At 71.8% G+C, this 16619-nt stretch carries 15 protein-coding genes; 14 read left to right on the forward strand and 1 reads right to left on the reverse strand.

The window, feature by feature from the left end:
* Positions 1-79 precede the first annotated feature (79 nt).
* Positions 80-1000, forward strand: coding sequence for a hypothetical protein (locus SM793_RS34265; protein ID WP_320442241.1), 921 nt, complete (start codon positions 80-82; stop codon positions 998-1000).
* A gap of 233 nt (positions 1001-1233) precedes the next feature.
* On the opposite strand, the gene SM793_RS34270 is transcribed toward SM793_RS34265, so the two are convergent.
* Positions 1234-1737: a transcriptional regulator gene (locus SM793_RS34270; protein WP_030300254.1), complete on the reverse strand. Its 504-nt coding sequence runs from the start codon at positions 1735-1737 to the stop codon at positions 1234-1236.
* 330 nt (positions 1738-2067) lie between these two features.
* Here SM793_RS34270 and pyrR point away from each other — a divergent pair, with 330 nt between their 5' ends.
* The 13 genes from pyrR to metK all read left to right on the forward strand — a co-directional run bounded on the left by pyrR (position 2068) and on the right by metK (position 16572).
* Positions 2068-2694, forward strand: coding sequence for a bifunctional pyr operon transcriptional regulator/uracil phosphoribosyltransferase PyrR (pyrR, locus tag SM793_RS34275; protein WP_320442242.1), 627 nt, complete (start codon positions 2068-2070; stop codon positions 2692-2694).
* Positions 2695-2699: 5 nt separating this feature from the next.
* Positions 2700-3677 carry an aspartate carbamoyltransferase catalytic subunit gene (locus tag SM793_RS34280; RefSeq protein WP_320442243.1) on the forward strand — a complete coding sequence of 326 codons (978 nt, stop codon included), beginning with the start codon at positions 2700-2702 and terminating at the stop codon, positions 3675-3677.
* 26 nt (positions 3678-3703) lie between these two features.
* The gene (locus SM793_RS34285; RefSeq protein ID WP_320442250.1) at positions 3704-5008 is read left to right on the forward strand and encodes a dihydroorotase; all 1305 of its coding nucleotides are present in this window, start codon (positions 3704-3706) and stop codon (positions 5006-5008) included.
* Positions 5009-5013: 5 nt separating this feature from the next.
* On the forward strand, positions 5014-5589 hold the full coding sequence (locus SM793_RS34290; RefSeq protein WP_320442251.1) for a hypothetical protein: 576 nt from the start codon (positions 5014-5016) through the stop codon (positions 5587-5589).
* A complete protein-coding gene (gene carA / locus SM793_RS34295) occupies positions 5586-6776 on the forward strand; it encodes a glutamine-hydrolyzing carbamoyl-phosphate synthase small subunit (protein ID WP_320442244.1) in 1191 nt (396 codons plus the stop codon). Before SM793_RS34290 ends, carA begins: the two co-directional genes overlap by 4 nt.
* The gene (gene carB, locus SM793_RS34300; protein ID WP_320442245.1) at positions 6769-10080 is read left to right on the forward strand and encodes a carbamoyl-phosphate synthase large subunit; all 3312 of its coding nucleotides are present in this window, start codon (positions 6769-6771) and stop codon (positions 10078-10080) included. The genes carA and carB overlap by 8 nt, the downstream gene beginning before the upstream one ends.
* Before the next feature lie 66 nt (positions 10081-10146).
* Positions 10147-11259 (forward strand): quinone-dependent dihydroorotate dehydrogenase, encoded by a 1113-nt coding sequence (locus tag SM793_RS34305; protein WP_320442246.1) that lies wholly within the window; start codon positions 10147-10149, stop codon positions 11257-11259.
* 38 nt (positions 11260-11297) lie between these two features.
* Positions 11298-12131, forward strand: a complete 834-nt coding sequence (gene pyrF, locus SM793_RS34310) for an orotidine-5'-phosphate decarboxylase (RefSeq protein ID WP_320442247.1) — start codon at positions 11298-11300, stop codon at positions 12129-12131.
* A gap of 359 nt (positions 12132-12490) precedes the next feature.
* Entirely contained in the window at positions 12491-12817 is a 327-nt protein-coding gene (mihF, locus tag SM793_RS34315) for an integration host factor, actinobacterial type (RefSeq protein WP_030056187.1), read from the forward strand.
* A 49-nt stretch (positions 12818-12866) separates the two neighbouring features.
* Positions 12867-13424, forward strand: a complete 558-nt coding sequence (gene gmk, locus SM793_RS34320; protein ID WP_320442248.1) for a guanylate kinase — start codon at positions 12867-12869, stop codon at positions 13422-13424.
* Positions 13425-13463: 39 nt separating this feature from the next.
* Complete coding sequence (rpoZ, locus tag SM793_RS34325; protein ID WP_030240625.1) at positions 13464-13730, forward strand: DNA-directed RNA polymerase subunit omega; 267 nt, start codon at positions 13464-13466, stop codon at positions 13728-13730.
* Positions 13731-13975: 245 nt separating this feature from the next.
* On the forward strand, positions 13976-15211 hold the full coding sequence (coaBC, locus tag SM793_RS34330) for a bifunctional phosphopantothenoylcysteine decarboxylase/phosphopantothenate--cysteine ligase CoaBC (protein WP_320442249.1): 1236 nt from the start codon (positions 13976-13978) through the stop codon (positions 15209-15211).
* A gap of 152 nt (positions 15212-15363) precedes the next feature.
* Positions 15364-16572 (forward strand): methionine adenosyltransferase, encoded by a 1209-nt coding sequence (gene metK, locus SM793_RS34335; protein WP_030300278.1) that lies wholly within the window; start codon positions 15364-15366, stop codon positions 16570-16572.
* Positions 16573-16619 lie beyond the last annotated feature (47 nt).

Here is a 16619-nt window from a genome sequence, read left to right on the forward strand (position 1 = left end):
GGGGCCGGGGGGGGGGGGGGGCGCACGGGGTGGGCGGCCCCCCCCCCCCCCCCCCGCCCGCCCCGCCCGAGGAGCCCCGATGAGCCGCAACGGCCGCGCCCGCCGCACTCCCGACTGCACCGCCGCCGGCCCCCGTCCCCGGGTCCGTCCGCGCGCCGCCGCCGAGCGGGCCGAGGTCTGCGAGCGGCAGCGGTCCGAGGGGGCCGGCCAGGCCTTCGTGATCGGGGTGCTCACCAGCGCGGCGGACTTCGAGGAGGCCCGCGCCTGGCAGCTGTCCGACGCCCCGGACCACGAGCGGTACCTGGCCGAGACCGCCGAGCTGCTCGCCGACGCCCGGCAGCGGTTCGACACCGTCCGGGCGCGGATGTTCCACCCGCAGGACTTCGCCGAGTTCTGTCTGCTGCACGGGCTCGACCCGGCCGAGCCGGCCGCCCGTGAGCGCTACCTGGTCAACCCGCCGCTGCGCACCCAGCTGCTGGCCTATCAGGGCGAGGAGCTGGTCGGCGACTTCCTGCCCCGGCTGGTGCGGGCCCGGGAGAACGGGCTGACGCTGCGGCACGCCGATCTGCTGCTCGACGGCCGCCTCCACGGCGAGCGCGACGAGACCGTCCGCGGCGCCTACGAGCAGGGCGCCGAGGTGTTCCGCCGGATGCTGCTGGGCGCCGGCAGCGGCGTCTACGAGCTGCGGCTGTCGGTGGACGCCCCCGGCGGGCGGCTGACCGCGGCGGCCCGGGTGCTCCAGTGGGAGGACGGCGTGGTGCGGATCAACGACGAGGACCTCGAACTGCTCTGCGCGGTGCTCTGCGCCGGGCTGGCCCGGGGGCTGCCCGGTCTCGCGGTGCTGCACGGCGCGCAGGGCTCGGCGGCGGCCTGCGGGGAGTACCGGCCGACGGCCTGGGCCTGGGCCAGCGAGGGGCGGGTGTGGACGCCCTCGGCCGGCCCGGTGCGGCTGGACGGCGTGGCGGCCGAGCCGGGCTACCGGCTGGAGACGGTCTGCTGAACGCGGGGACGGGCGCACGGACGGGCGCACCGACGGACCCGGGGACGGGCGCACCGCGAGACCGGGCCGCACCCGGGGGGTGCCCGGAAGGCCGCCGGAACGCCGCGGCGCGGCACCCGCGAAGGGTGCCGCGCCGTGACGTTTCTGCTGGTACCGACCGGTCCCGCTCCCGTTTCGTGGGCCGCGAACCGAGGAGCCTGGGACCGAGGAGCCGGGAACCGAGGAGCCGGGACTCAGCCCGTCTCCTCCTCGCGCACCGCACGGCGCGCGTCGGGGTTGAGCACGCCCCAGGAGATGAGCTGCTCGGTGAGGATCGACGGCGACTGGTCGTAGATCACGGCCAGGGTGCGCAGGTCGTCCTGGCGGATCGACAGCACCTTGCCGTTGTAGTCGCCGCGCTGGCTCTGGATGGTCGCCGCGTAGCGCTGCAGCGGGCCGGCCTTCTCGGACGGGACCTGGGTCAGTCTCTCCAGGTCGAGGACGAGGCGCGGCGGCGGCTCGGCCGCGCCGCCGGGCGTTCCGCCGGGCAGCAGCTCCTGTACCGGGACCCCGTAGAACTCAGCCAGCTCGGCCAGTCGCTGCACGGTGACCGCACGGTCTCCACGCTCGTACGAGCCGACGACGACTGCCTTCCAGCGCCCCTGGGACTTCTCCTCGACACCGTGCAGGGAGAGCCCCTGCTGGGTGCGGATGGCTCGGAGCTTGCCTCCGAGCTGCTTCGCGTAGTCGCTGGACATTGATCTCCCCGGACGAGATTGCTTCGCGTTCAGTGGTGGGTCACGGGCGATTGCCGACGCCGTTACCGGTGGGTTCGCCGTCAGTCTCGTAACTCACTGTGAGGTTACGTAGAGTGAGGTAGTTGCGTCAAGCCGAATGGGGCAGTCGTGCGAATGGGCCGCATCAGGGGTGCGTCCGGCACGTGAACCAGGGGAAGCGGAACGATGGCCGTCGGTTGGCCGCAGAATCACGCTGGTAGGATGGCCGGAGCCCGCGCCGCAGGTCGGCGGGGGTCTCCCGACATCCTTTAAGACCCGTCCTGTGAGGCGGGGAAGGAGGTCCGCTTCGGCATGACCGCACACCAGGAATCCGCACCGAGGCCGCCGCACCAAGTGCTGGACGGCACGGACATCGCCCGGGTCATCACCCGGATAGCGCACGAGATCGTCGAACGCGCCAAGGGCGCCGAGGACGTCGTGCTGCTGGGCATCCACACCAGGGGTGTCCACCTCGCCCGGCGGCTGCACGCCAGGCTCGCCCAGATCACCGACCAGGACATTCCGCTCGGGACCCTGGACATCACGATGTACCGGGACGATCTGAGGCTGAAGCCCGCCCGCGCCCTGGAGCACACCGAGATGCCGCCCGGGGGCATCGACGGCCGGCTGGTCGTCCTCGTCGACGACGTGCTCTTCTCCGGCCGCACCATCCGCGCCGCGCTCGACGCCCTCAACGACATCGGCCGCCCGCGCGCCGTCCAGCTCGCCGTCCTCGTCGACCGCGGCCACCGCGAGCTGCCGATCCGCGCCGACTACGTGGGCAAGAACCTCCCCACCTCGCTTCGCGAGGCCGTCCAGGTGCGCCTGTCCGACCGCGACGGGGTGGACGCCGTGCTGGTCGGCGACCGCGACTTCGCGGCGCGCTCCTCCCAGGCCCTGGCCGCTCAGGCGGCCACCGAATCGCACCTCCCGGAGTAACCCGCGTGAAGCGCCACCTCGTGTCCGCCGCCGATCTCACCCGCGACGACGCGCTGCTCATCCTGGACACCGCCGAGGAACTCGCCCAACTGTCCGGCCGGGCGGTCAAGAAGCTCCCCACCCTCCGCGGCCGCACCGTCGTCAACCTCTTCTTCGAGGACTCGACCCGCACCAAGACCTCCTTCGAGGTCGCCGAGAAGCGGCTCTCCGCGGACGTCATCAACTTCTCCGCCAAGGGCTCCTCGGTCTCCAAGGGCGAGAGCCTCAAGGACACCGCCCTGACCCTCCAGGCGATGGGCGCCGACGCGGTCGTCGTCCGGCACCACGCCTCCGGCGCGCCGGCCCGGCTGGCCCAGTCCGACTGGCTGCACGGCAGCGTCATCAACGCCGGTGACGGCACCCACGAGCACCCCACCCAGGCCCTGCTCGACGCCTTCACCATGCGCCGCCACCTCAACCCGGGAGCGGGCCACGACCTGGCCGGGCGGCGGGTGACCATCGTCGGCGACATCCTGCACAGCCGGGTCGCCCGCTCGAACGTCCACCTGCTCACCACGCTCGGCGCCCAGGTGACCTTCGTCGCCCCGCCGACCCTGCTGCCGATCGGGATCGAGAACTGGCCCTGCGAGGTCAGCTACGACCTGGAGAGCGTGCTCCCGAAGACCGACGCGCTGATGATGCTCCGGGTCCAGCGCGAGCGGATGAACGCCGCGTTCTTCCCCACCGAGCGCGAGTACACCCGCCGCTACGGCGTGGACGGCCCGCGGATGGCCCGGCTGCCCGAGCACGCCATCGTCATGCACCCCGGCCCGATGGTCCGCGGCATGGAGATCACCGCCGAGGTCGCCGACTCGCCGCGCTGCACCGTGGTCGAGCAGGTCGCCAACGGCGTCTCCGTCCGGATGGCCGTGCTCTACCTGCTGCTCGGCGGAGCCACCCTCACCGACACCCCCCGCACCGACTCCGTGGAGAACGCCCAGTGAACGAGCGAAGCGAGCGAACCACCGCCATGGTCACCTACCTGATCCGCAACGCCCAGATCCTCGGCGGCGCTCCGCAGGACCTCCACCTCGTCGACGGTGCGATCGCGGCGATCGGCCCCGCGCTGGACGCCACGGCGGACATCGACATCGACGCCACCGGGCTGATCGTCCTGCCCGGCCTCGTCGACCTGCACACCCACCTGCGCGAGCCGGGCCGGGAGGACGCCGAGACCGTCCTCACCGGCACCCGCGCCGCCGCCAAGGGCGGCTTCACCGCCGTCCACGCGATGGCCAACACCTTCCCGGTGGCCGACACCGCCGGCGTGGTCGAGCAGGTCTGGCGGCTGGGCCAGGAGTCGGGCTACTGCGACGTCCAGCCGGTCGGCGCCGTCACCGTCGGCCTGGAGGGCAAGAAGCTCGCCGAGCTGGGCGCCATGCACGAGTCCGCGGCCGGCGTCCGGGTCTTCTCCGACGACGGCAAGTGCGTCGACGACGCGGTGATGATGCGCCGCGCGCTGGAGTACGTGAAGGCCTTCGACGGCGTCGTCGCCCAGCACGCGCAGGAGCCGCGGCTGACCGAGGGCGCCCAGATGAACGAGGGCCAGGTCTCCGGCGAGCTCGGCCTCGGCGGCTGGCCGGCCGTCGCGGAGGAGGCGATCATCGCCCGGGACGTGCTGCTCGCCGCGCACGTCGGCTCCCGGCTGCACATCTGCCACGTCTCCACCGCCGGCTCGGTCGAGATCGTCCGCTGGGCCAAGGCCAAGGGCTGGGACGTCACCGCCGAGGTCACCCCGCACCACCTGCTGCTGACCGACGAGCTGGTCCGCTCCTACGACCCGGTGTACAAGGTCAACCCGCCGCTGCGCACCGCCGAGGACGTCCGGGCGCTGCGCGCGGCGCTGGCGGACGGCACCATCGACGCCGTCGCCACCGACCACGCGCCGCACCCGGCCGAGGACAAGGACTGCGAGTGGGCCGTGGCCGCGATGGGCATGGTCGGCCTGGAGACCGCGCTGTCCGTGGTGCAGCAGACGATGGTCGACACCGGCCTGCTGAACTGGGAGGGCGTCGCGGACCGGATGTCGCACCGCCCGGCCCGGATCGGCCGCCTCGCGGGGCAGGGCCGGCCGGTCTCGGTGGGTGAGCCCGCCAACCTGGTGCTGTTCGATCCCGCGTACCGTGGTGCCGTGAACCCCGACAGCTTCGCCAGCCGCTCCCGCAACACCCCTTACCAGGGCCTCGACCTGCCCGGTCGGGTGCACGCCACCTTCCTGCGCGGCACCGCCACGGTGCTGGCCGGCGAGCTGGTCGAGCAGGGTGGTCTCGCGTGAGCTCCATGACCGGGGGCGCCGCGGCGCTGCTGGCCCAGGAGCAGGCCAGGGTCGCCAACTGGCCCGGCTACATCGGTTGGACGGTCGGCCTGCTGCTGGTCATCGGCCTCGTGTACTGGCTGATGCGCCAGGGCTGGAACTGGCGCCGCACCCTGCAGTCCGGGATCCCGCCGCTCCCCGCCGTGCCGGAGCGCGCCGGCCGGACCATCCTGGAGAGCAGTGGCCGGTACCACGGCACCACCACCGCCGGGAACTGGCTCGACCGGGTCGTCGCGCACGGCCTGGGCACCCGCAGCCGCGCCGATCTGACCCTCGGCGAGAACGGCCTGCTGGTGCAGCGCCCGGGTGACGTCGACTTCTGGATCCCCGCCGCGCACCTGACCGGTGCCCGGACGGACTCCGGGATCGCCGGCAAGGTCGTCCCGTCCGGGCTCCTCGTCGTCACCTGGGCGCACGAGGGCACGGAACTGGACTCCGGGTTCCGGTTCGACCACCCGGACGAGCACGCCGCCTGGGTCGAGGCGGTCGCCCGACTCGCAACACGTACGACGACGAAGAAGACGGAAGAGGCCGCGTCATGACCGCACCTGCCCCCACCACGCAGCGCCAACGGCGGGAGCGTGTGCCCGCTGTGCTCGTCCTGGAGGACGGCCGGATCTTCCGGGGCCAGGCCTACGGCGCGACCGGCGAGACCTACGGCGAGGCCGTCTTCAACACCGGCATGTCCGGCTACCAGGAGACCCTCACCGACCCCTCGTACCACCGCCAGGTGGTCGTGATGACCGCCCCGCAGATCGGCAACACCGGCTGGAACGACGAGGACGACGAGTCCGCGCGGATCTGGGTCGCCGGATACGTCGTCCGCGACCCCGCCCGGGTCGCCTCCAACTGGCGCTCGCGCCGCTCGCTGGACGAGGAGCTGGTGAACCAGGGCATCGTCGGCATCAGCGGCATCGACACCCGGGCGCTCACCCGCCACCTGCGCGAGCGCGGCGCCATGCGCTGCGGCATTTTCTCCGGCGAGGCCCTGGCCGACCCGGCCGCGCTGCTCGCCAAGGTGCAGTCCTCGCCCGAGATGAAGGGCGCCGACCTGTGCGCCGAGGTCGCCACCACCGAGCCGTACGTGGTGCCCGCGATCGGTGAGAAGCGCTTCACCGTCGCCGCCCTGGACCTCGGCATCAAGGCGATGACCCCGCAGCGGATGGCCGAGCGCGGCATCGAGGTGCACGTGCTGCCCGCCAACGCGACGATCGAGGACGTCTACGCCGTCAACCCCGACGGCGTGTTCTTCTCCAACGGCCCGGGCGACCCGGCGACCGCCGACCACCAGGTCGCCGTGGCGCAGGGCGTGCTGGAGCGCAGGACGCCGTTCTTCGGGATCTGCTTCGGCAACCAGATCCTCGGCCGGGCGCTGGGCTTCGGCACCTACAAGCTCAAGTACGGCCACCGCGGCATCAACCAGCCGGTGCAGGACCGCACCACCGGCAAGGTCGAGGTGACCGCCCACAACCACGGCTTCGCCGTGAACGCGCCGCTGGACAAGGTCAGCGACACCCCGTACGGGCGGGTCGAGGTCTCCCACGTCTGCCTGAACGACGACGTGGTCGAGGGCCTCCAGGCGCTGGACGTGCCCGCCTTCTCGGTGCAGTACCACCCGGAGGCCGCCGCCGGCCCGCACGACGCGGCGTACCTCTTCGACCGTTTCGTCGAGCTCATGCGAGGCGACGACCAGCACAGCGTGAAGCTCATGGAGGGCCAGCGTGCCTAAGCGCACCGACATCAAGTCCGTCCTGGTCATCGGGTCCGGCCCGATCGTGATCGGTCAGGCCGCCGAGTTCGACTACTCGGGCACGCAGGCGTGTCGCGTCCTCAAGGCCGAGGGCCTGCGGGTCGTCCTGGTGAACTCCAACCCGGCGACGATCATGACCGACCCGGAGATCGCCGACGCCACCTACGTCGAGCCGATCACCCCGGAGTTCGTCGAGAAGATCATCGCCAAGGAGCGCCCCGACGCCCTGCTGCCCACCCTGGGCGGCCAGACCGCGCTCAACACCGCGATCTCCCTGCACGCCGCCGGCACGCTGGAGAAGTACGGCGTCGAGCTGATCGGCGCCGACGTCGAGGCGATCAACAAGGGCGAGGACCGCGAGCTGTTCAAGGGCGTGGTCGAGGCGGTCAACGCCAGGATCGGGCACGGCGAGTCCGCCCGCTCGGTCATCTGCCACACCATGGACGAGGTGGTCGCCGGGGTCGACACCCTGGGCGGCTACCCGGTCGTCGTCCGCCCCTCCTTCACCATGGGCGGCGCCGGCTCCGGCTTCGCCCACGACGAGGAGGAACTGCGCCGCATCGCCGGCCAGGGTCTGACGCTCTCCCCGACCACCGAGGTCCTCCTGGAGGAGTCCATCCTCGGCTGGAAGGAGTACGAGCTCGAGCTGATGCGCGACAAGAACGACAACGTCGTGGTCGTCTGCTCGATCGAGAACTTCGACCCGATGGGCGTGCACACCGGTGACTCGATCACCGTCGCCCCGGCGATGACGCTCACCGACCGCGAGTACCAGATCCTGCGCGACATCGGCATCGCCGTGATCCGCGAGGTCGGCGTCGACACCGGCGGCTGCAACATCCAGTTCGCCGTCAACCCCGAGGACGGCCGGGTCATCGTCATCGAGATGAACCCGCGGGTGTCCCGCTCCTCGGCGCTGGCCTCCAAGGCGACCGGCTTCCCGATCGCCAAGATCGCCGCCAAGCTGGCCGTCGGCTACACCCTGGACGAGATCTCCAACGACATCACCGAGGAGACCCCGGCCTCCTTCGAGCCCACCCTCGACTACGTCGTGGTCAAGGTGCCCCGGTTCGCGTTCGAGAAGTTCCCGAGCGCCGACGCCACCCTCACCACCACCATGAAGTCGGTCGGCGAGGCGATGGCGCTGGGCCGCAACTTCCCCGAGGCGCTCCAGAAGGCGCTGCGCTCGCTGGAGAAGAAGGGCTCCCAGTTCACCTGGGTCGGCCCGGTGGGCGACAAGGCCGAGCTGCTGGCCAAGGCGGTCGTGCCGACGGACGGCCGGATCAACACCGTGATGCAGGCGATCCGGGCCGGCGCCACCCAGGAGGAGGTGTTCGAGGCCACCAGGATCGACCCGTGGTTCGTCGACCAGCTCTTCCTGCTCGACGAGCTCGCCGCCGAGCTGGCCGAGGCGCCCGAACTCACCCCCGAGCTGCTGCGCCACGCCAAGCGGCACGGCTTCTCCGACCAGCAGGTCGGCGAGATCCGCGGCCTGCGCCCCGACGTCGTCCGCGAGGTCCGGCACGCGCTGGGCATCCGCCCGGTGTTCAAGACCGTCGACACCTGCGCGGCGGAGTTCGCGGCCAAGACCCCGTACTTCTACTCCTCCTACGACGAGGAGAACGAGGTCGCCCCGCGCACCAAGCCCGCGGTGATCATCCTCGGCTCCGGCCCGAACCGCATCGGCCAGGGCATCGAGTTCGACTACTCCTGCGTGCACGCCTCCTTCGCGCTCGCCGACGCCGGGTACGAGACCGTCATGGTCAACTGCAACCCGGAGACCGTCTCCACCGACTACGACACCTCCGACCGGCTCTACTTCGAGCCGCTCACCCTGGAGGACGTGCTGGAGATCGTCCACGCCGAGAAGCAGGCCGGACCGCTCGCCGGTGTGATCGTCCAGCTCGGCGGCCAGACCCCGCTCGGCCTGGCCCAGGCGCTCAAGGACAACGGCGTGCCGATCGTCGGCACCCAGCCGGAGGCCATCGACCTGGCCGAGGAGCGCGGCGCCTTCGGCCGCGTGCTGCGCGACGCGGGCCTGCCCGCCCCCAAGCACGGCACCGCCTTCTCCTTCGCGGAGGCCAAGGCCCTCGCCGACGAGATCGGCTACCCGGTGCTCGCCCGCCCGTCCTACGTGCTCGGCGGACGCGGCATGGAGATCGTCTACGACGAGGAGTCGCTCGCCTCCTACCTGGAGCGGCACGCCGGTCTGATCTCCGAGCACCCGGTGCTGATCGACCGCTTCCTCGACGACGCGGTGGAGATCGACGTCGACGCCATCTACGACGGCACCGAGCTGTACCTCGGCGGCGTCATGGAGCACATCGAGGAGGCCGGCATCCACTCCGGCGACTCCGCCTGCGCCCTGCCGCCGATCACCCTCGGCGGGTACGACATCAAGCGGCTGCGCACCTCCACCGAGGCCATCGCCCGCGGCGTCGGGGTGCGCGGTCTGATCAACATCCAGTTCGCGCTCTCCGGCGACATCCTGTACGTCCTGGAGGCCAACCCGCGCGCCTCGCGCACCGTGCCGTTCACCTCCAAGGCGACCGCGGTGCCGCTGGCCAAGGCCGCCGCCCGGGTCTCGCTCGGCGCCACCATCGCCGAGCTGCGCGCCGAGGGCATGCTCCCGGCCGTGGGCGACGGCGGCACCCTGCCGGCGGACGCCCCGATCGCGGTCAAGGAGGCCGTGATGCCGTGGAGCCGCTTCCGCGACGTCCACGGCCGCGGCGTGGACACCGTCCTCGGCCCGGAGATGCGCTCCACCGGCGAGGTCATGGGCCTGGACCGGGTGTTCGGCACCGCCTACGCGAAGGCCCAGGCCGGCGCCTACGGCGCGCTGCCGACCAAGGGCAAGGTCTTCGTCTCGGTCGCCAACCGGGACAAGCGCAACCTGGTCTTCCCGGCCCGCGCGCTGGTCAGCCTGGGCTTCGAGGTGCTCGCCACCGCCGGCACCGCCGAGGTGCTCCAGCGCGGCGGCATCCCGTCGACGCTGGTGCGCAAGCACAGCGAGGGCGAGGGCCCGAACGGCGAGCGGACCATCGTCCAGCTGATCCACGACGGCGAGGTCGATCTCATCATCAACACGCCGTACGGCACCGGCGGCCGTCTCGACGGCTACGAGATCCGCACCGCCGCCGTCGCCCGCGCGGTGCCCTGCCTGACCACCGTGCAGGCCATGGGCGCCGCCGTCCAGGGCATCGACCGGCTGCTGCGCGACGAGGTCGGCGTCATGTCGCTCCAGGAGCACGCCGCGCTGATCAACGCCGGCCGCGCCGTCTAGTACCACCGCAGTGGGGGGCACCAGTACCGCCGGGTGCCCCCCACTTCCATGCCCTGGGAGGATCCTGTGTACAAGCTGCTGTTCGACCTCGTGTTCAAGAAGATGGACCCGGAGAAGGCCCACCACCTGGCCTTCTTCTGGGTCCGGCTGGCCTCCTCGGTGCCCGGCCTGCGCGGCCTCGTCCGGCTGGTGCTGGCCCCGCGCGACCGGGCGCTGCGCACCGACGCCCTCGGCCTCGCCCTGCCGGGACCGTTCGGCCTGGCGGCCGGCTTCGACAAGAACGGGGTCGGCATCGACGGCCTGTCGATGCTCGGCTTCGACTACGTCGAGATCGGCACCGTCACCGGCGAGGCGCAGCCCGGCAACCCGCAGCCGCGACTGTTCCGGCTGGTCGAGGACCGCGCGCTGATCAACCGGATGGGCTTCAACAACCAGGGCTCGGCCCGGGTCGCCGCCCGGCTGGCCGCGCGCCCGCACACCAGCTCCACCCCGGTCGTCGGCGTCAACATCGGCAAGACCAAGCTGGTCGAGGAGGCCGACGCGGTCGCCGACTACGTGAAGTCCACCGAGCGGCTCGCCCGCTTCGCCGACTACCTGGTGGTCAACGTCAGCTCGCCGAACACCCCCGGGCTGCGCGACCTCCAGGCCGTCGAGCACCTGCGCCCGCTGCTGAGCGCCGTGCGCGAGGCCGCCGACCGGACCACCGCGCACCATGTGCCGCTGCTGGTCAAGATCGCCCCCGACCTGGCGGACGAGGACATCGACGAGGTCGCCGACCTGGCCCTGGAACTCGGCCTGGACGGCATCATCGCGACCAACACCACGATCGGCCGCGAGGGCCTGCGCAGCGACGCCGCCCGGGTCGCGGAGATCGGCCTGGGCGGCCTCTCCGGCGCCCCGCTCAAGGAGCGCGCGCTGGCGGTCCTCCAGCGGCTGCGCGCCCGTACCGGCGGCCGGCTGACGCTGGTGTCGGTCGGCGGCGTCGAGACCGCCGAGGACGCCTGGCAGCGGATCGTCCACGGCGCCGACCTGGTGCAGGGCTACAGCGCCTTCGTCTACGAGGGCCCGCTCTGGTGCCGGCGCGTCCACAAGGGCCTGTCGGCGCGCCTGCGGGCCGGCGGCTTCCGCAGCCTGGCCGCGGCCGTCGGCAGCGCGGTCGACGACCGCACGGCCGCCTGAACCCCCGCTTCCTCTCTTTACGCCTCCGGAAGGACGTCATGACCCTCGCCCCCTTCGGCGCCCGGCTGCGCCACGCCCTCGACACCCGCGGCCAGCTCTGCGTGGGCATCGACCCGCACGCCTCCCTGCTCGCCGCCTGGGGCCTGGAGGACAGCGTCGCGGGCCTGGAGACCTTCAGCCGCACCGTGGTCGAGGCACTGGCCGACCGGGTGGCCGTGCTCAAGCCGCAGGCCGCGTTCTACGAGCGCTTCGGCTCCCGGGGCGTCGCCGTCCTGGAGCGGACGGTCGAGGAGGCCAGGGCGGCCGGCGCGCTCGTCCTGATGGACGCCAAGCGCGGCGACATCGGCTCCACCATGGCCGCCTACGCGGAGGCCTTCCTGGCGCCCGGCAGCCCGCTCTTCTCGGACGCGGTCACGGTCAGCCCCTACCTCGGCTTCGGCTCGCTGCGCCCGGCGCTGGACCTGGCGAAGGCGAGCGGCACGGGCGTGTTCGCGCTGGCGCTCACCTCCAACCCGGAGGGCGCGGAGGTGCAGCGCGCGATCGGCGCCGGCGGCGAGCCGGTCGCCGCCTCGGTGCTGCGCCGGCTGGCCGAGGAGAACGCCGGGGCCGAGCCGCTGGGCTCCTTCGGCGCGGTGGTCGGCGCCACCCTGGCCGACGCCGGGATGGACCTGGCGATCAACGGCCCGCTGCTGGCCCCCGGCATCGGGGCGCAGGGCGCGACCATGGCCGATCTGCCGCGGGTGTTCGGCGCCTCGGTGCGCAATGTCGTCCCGAGCGTCAGCCGGGACGTGCTCAGGCACGGTCCCTCGCCGACGGCGCTGCGTTCGGCCGCGGACCGTTTTGTCCAGGAGTACGCCGACGCGGTCAAGTAGCGGACGGCGTCACGGGGTTCGCCCCGGCGGACGCTCCGCAGCACCCCCGTGACGGGTTGCGACGGGCAGGGCGGGACGGCGGCCCGACGTGAGCGCCGTCACATCGGCGCCGCCAAAGCTTCGCAATCACGGTCATTTTGCCCCGGAAAGTCCTGGTCGGCCTTGGCTGACCAGGACTTTTCGTGTTCTTTTCCTGACGCGGCGCCGCAATCCGGGTAGTGTCCGGCGATAGGTCATCGAAGAGCCGCGAATACTGCTGCTCTCGCAGGTCAGGGGCGGCGCGTCGCTCTCTGGCCGGTGTCCTGGGAACCACAACAGTCCTAGTTCAATCCCTTCCATCCACACCTGAGGTGAACGGCGTGGCTCTTCCGCCCCTTACCCCTGAACAGCGCACCGCCGCGCTCGCGAAGGCCGCCGAGGCTCGCCGGGAGCGCGCCGAGGTCAAGAACCGGCTCAAGCACTCCGGCGCCTCCCTGCACGAGGTGATCAAGGCCGGCAAGGCCGACAACGACGTGATCGGCAAGATGAAGGTCTCCGCCCTGCTGGAGTCCCTGCCGGGCGTGGGCAAGGTCCGTGCCAAGCAGATCATGGAGCGGCTCGGCATCTCCGAGAGCCGCCGTGTCCGTGGTCTCGGAACGAACCAGATCGCCTCCCTGGAGCGGGAGTTCGGCGGCGGTGCCGCCTGACCGTGCCCCCGTGGTCCCAGGATCGCCCGCGATCCGGGATAATCGGTGCATGAGTGAGCGTCCGCGGCTGACCGTGCTCTCCGGCCCCTCGGGGGTCGGCAAGAGCACGGTCGTCGCTCATATGAGGAAGCAGCACCCCGAAGTCTGGCTCTCGGTGTCGGCGACGACCCGCCACCCGAGGCCGGGCGAGCAGCACGGGGTCCAGTACCACTTCGTCGACAACGACGAGTTCGACAAGCTGGTCGCCAACGGTGAGCTGCTGGAGTGGGCCGTGTTCGCGGGCAACCGCTACGGCACCCCCCGGGCCGCGGTCCAGGAGAAGCTGGAGCGCGGCGAGCCCGTGCTGCTGGAGATCGACCTGCAGGGCGCCCGCCAGGTGCGCGAGTCCATGCCCGAGGCGCAGCTGGTCTTCCTGGCTCCGCCGAGCTGGGACGAGCTGGTCCGCCGGCTCACCGGCCGGGGCACCGAGTCGCAGGACGTGATCGAGAGGCGGCTCGAGGCCGCCAAGATCGAACTGGCGGCCGAGCCGGAGTTCGACACCACCCTGGTCAACACCTCCGTCGAGCAGGTGGCTACCGAACTGCTAGCCTTGCTCGGTGTAGGCTGACCTGTTGTCTTTTTTTCCACCCTTTCGGAAGGTTTTCGCGTGTCCTCTTCCATGACCGCGCCCGAGGGCATCATCAACCCGCCGATCGACGAGCTGCTTGAGGCCACCGACTCCAAGTACAGCCTGGTCATCTACGCGGCCAAGCGTGCGCGTCAGATCAACGCGTACTACTCCCAGCTCGGCGAGGGCCTGCTGGAGTACGTCGGCCCGCTGGTCGACACCCACGTGCACGAGAAGCCGCTGTCGATCGCGCTGCGCGAGATCAACGCCGGCATGCTGACGGCCGAGGCGATCGAGGCCGCCTGAGGCGTCACCGCCTGAGGTGCCACCTGAGGTGTCACCGCCTGAAGTGTCACCGCCTTTACGGAAGGGCCCGTCGGAGTTCGCTCCGACGGGCCCTCCGTCTTTTCCGGTGCCGGTCGCGTCTTCCGGTGCTCGTCGTGTCTTCCGTGCTCGTGGTGACGGCCGGACGGGGTGCCACTGTGCGGGTGATCGTCGGCGCACCGTAGGGTTGGCGGGCATCTGGGACCGCCACGAGGAGAGCAGGCGACATGAGCGGCAGCACGGAGCGGGCGGGCGCACCGCGCGTCGTCCTCGGCGTCAGCGGCGGCATCGCCGCGTACAAGGCGTGCGAGCTGCTGCGGCGGTTCACCGAGTCCGGCCACCAGGTCACCGTGGTGCCCACCGCGGCGGCGCTGCACTTCGTCGGCGAGGCGACCTGGGCGGCCCTCTCCGGCCGCCCCGCCGCCACCGAGACCTGGGACGACGTGCACGAGGTGCCGCACGTGCGGATCGGGCAGAACGCCGACCTGGTCGTGGTCGCCCCGGCCACCGCCGACCTGATGGCCAGGGCCGCCCACGGCCTCGCCGACGACCTGCTCACCAACACCCTGCTCACCGCCCGCTGCCCGGTGGTGCTGGCGCCCGCGATGCACACCGAGATGTGGGAGCACCCGGCCACCCGGGAGAACGTCGCCACGCTGCGCCGCCGGGGCGTGATCGTGCTGGAGCCCGCCAGCGGGCGGCTGACCGGCAAGGACACCGGCAAGGGGCGGCTGCCCGAGCCGTCCGCGATCTTCGACGCCTGCCGGGCCGTGCTCCGGTACGGCGGCGAGCGGGCCGACCTGGCCGGCCGGCACGTGGTGGTCTCGGCCGGCGGTACCCGTGAGCCGCTCGACCCGGTCCGCTTCCTCGGCAACCGGTCCTCCGGCAAGCAGGGCTACGCGCTCGCCGCGACCGCCGCCGCCCGCGGTGCCCGTGTGACGTTGATCTCGGCCAACGCGGGACTGCCCGACCCGGCCGGGGTGGATGTGGTCCGGGTGGCCACCGCGCTCGAACTGCGGGAGGCGGCGTTGAAGGCCGCCGAGGACGCGGACGCCGTGGTCATGGCCGCGGCGGTGGCCGACTTCCGGCCCGCGGCCTATGCCGCCGGCAAGATCAAGAAGGTCGAGGGCGTCGAACCGGCGCCGGTCGCGCTCGTCCGCAACCCCGATGTGCTCGCCGAGCTCTCCGCCCACCGCACCCGTTCGGGTCAGCTCGTGGTGGGATTCGCGGCGGAGACCGACGACGTCCTCGCCAATGGCCGCGCCAAGCTCGCGCGCAAGGGCTGCGACCTGCTGGTGGTCAACGAGGTGGGGGACGGAAAGGCCTTCGGGCAGGACGTCAACGAGGCCGTGGTACTGGGCGCGGACGGCACCGAGACCCCCGTTCCGGTGGGCCCGAAGGAGGCTCTCGCGGACGTCGTCTGGGACCTTGTCGCGGAACGGCTAGATCTGCGCGCCCATTGATCTCGAGGGGTGGGCATACGGTCTTCGATTCCGGAATCACGTGACGTTTCTCGGAAGCTGACCGTTACACTCCAGGAATCAAGTCTTTCCGGAAGTCCCCGGTTCCGACCGGGGCCTTTCAGTCAGCAGCCGCTGCAACCCCAGGGAGCGCTGTGTCTCGCCGCCTGTTCACCTCGGAGTCCGTGACCGAGGGACACCCCGACAAGATCGCTGACCAGATCAGCGACACCATTCTTGACGCTCTCCTCCGCGAGGACCCGACCTCCCGGGTCGCGGTGGAGACGCTGATCACCACCGGCCAGGTGCACGTGGCCGGCGAGGTGACCACGAAGGCTTACGCGCCGATCGCACAGCTCGTCCGGGACAAGATCCTGGAGATCGGCTACGACAGCTCCAAGAAGGGCTTCGACGGCGCCTCCTGCGGCGTTTCCGTCTCGATCGGCGCGCAGTCGCCGGACATCGCCCAGGGCGTCGACACCGCGTACGAGGCCCGGGTCGAGGGCGACGAGGACGATCTGGACCGGCAGGGCGCCGGCGACCAGGGCCTGATGTTCGGCTACGCGTCCGACGAGACGCCCGAGCTCATGCCGCTGCCGATCACCCTGGCACACCGCCTCTCGCGCCGCCTCACCGAGGTGCGCAAGAACGGCACCATCCCCTACCTGCGCCCCGACGGCAAGACCCAGGTCACCATCGAGTACGACGGCGACAAGGCCGTCCGCCTCGACACCGTGGTGGTCTCCACCCAGCACGCGAGCGACATCGACCTCGAGTCGCTGCTCACCCCCGACGTCCGCGAGTTCGTCGTGGAGCCGGAGCTGAAGGCGCTCGCCGAGCAGGGCATCAAGCTCGTCACCGAGGGCTACCGGCTGCTGGTCAACCCGACCGGCCGGTTCGAGATCGGCGGCCCGATGGGCGACGCCGGCCTCACCGGTCGCAAGATCATCATCGACACCTACGGCGGCATGGCCCGCCACGGCGGCGGCGCCTTCTCGGGCAAGGACCCGTCCAAGGTGGACCGCTCGGCCGCGTACGCGATGCGCTGGGTGGCGAAGAACATCGTCGCCGCCGGCCTCGCCCGCCGTGCCGAGGTGCAGGTCGCGTACGCGATCGGCAAGGCCGAGCCGGTCGGCCTGTTCGTGGAGACCTTCGGCACCGAGACCGTGCCGGTCCTCGCGATCCAGAAGGCCGTCACCGACGTGTTCGACCTGCGTCCGGCCGCGATCATCCGCGACCTGGACCTGCTGCGCCCGATCTACTCGCAGACCGCCGCGTACGGCCACTTCGGCCGTGAGCTGCCGGACTTCACCTGGGAGCGGACCGACCGGGTGGAGCAGCTCAAGAAGGCCGTCGAGGCCTGATCGGCTCATCTGATCGTTTGATCGTTTGACGGCAGGTGGTGGGCCCC

Origin of the sequence: Kitasatospora purpeofusca, assembly GCF_034043715.1 — a bacterium.
GTDB lineage: Bacteria > Actinomycetota > Actinomycetes > Streptomycetales > Streptomycetaceae > Kitasatospora > Kitasatospora purpeofusca_A.